Here is a 511-nt window from a genome sequence, read left to right as displayed (position 1 = left end):
GCTGCCATCTGGGAAGGTCACAGTCACGGATGAACCTGGTTCTGCTGTACCAGTGATTGGATCGGTACCATTGACTGGATCAATCTCTGGGGCATTCGGTGCAGTCACATCCACGTTATAGACTTGCGTATCCGTCACGCTGCTGCTGTTACCGGCTGCATCGGTGAAGGTCGCTGTGGCATCGATGGTCTTGTCGCCATCGGCCAACAGGTCACTACCTGCTACATCGGCTGTCCAGTTACCTGTCGCTGCATCTACAGTTGCAGTGTAAGTCACGCCATTGATGACTAAAGTCACCACTGTGGTGGCTGCATCTGCAGGGATACCGGTTAAGGTACCTGTTACTGTCACTGTGCCCGCTGATTCTGCTGCGTTGAGGACGTTGTCTGCTGTCACCGCATCAATCGCAAGGGTTGCACCCGCTGGATTTGGTGGAGTGATGTCTACAGTCTCTGTACCTGGTACAGACGGGTTACCTGCAGGGTCAGTTGCAATCGCAGTGATGGTATCA

At 53.8% G+C, this 511-nt stretch carries 1 protein-coding gene; it reads right to left on the bottom strand.

Annotated elements, in window-relative coordinates; genetic code table 11:
• Positions 1-511, bottom strand: a 511-nt coding sequence (locus tag IEV39_RS18405) for an Ig-like domain-containing protein (protein WP_188382629.1), incomplete at both ends; no start/stop codon positions are given.

The organism is Acinetobacter courvalinii, from assembly GCF_014635545.1.
Classification (GTDB): Bacteria; Pseudomonadota; Gammaproteobacteria; order Pseudomonadales; family Moraxellaceae; genus Acinetobacter; species Acinetobacter courvalinii.
The sequence above is the reverse complement of the archived record's forward strand: the minus strand, read 5'-3'. Positions and strand labels throughout refer to the sequence as shown.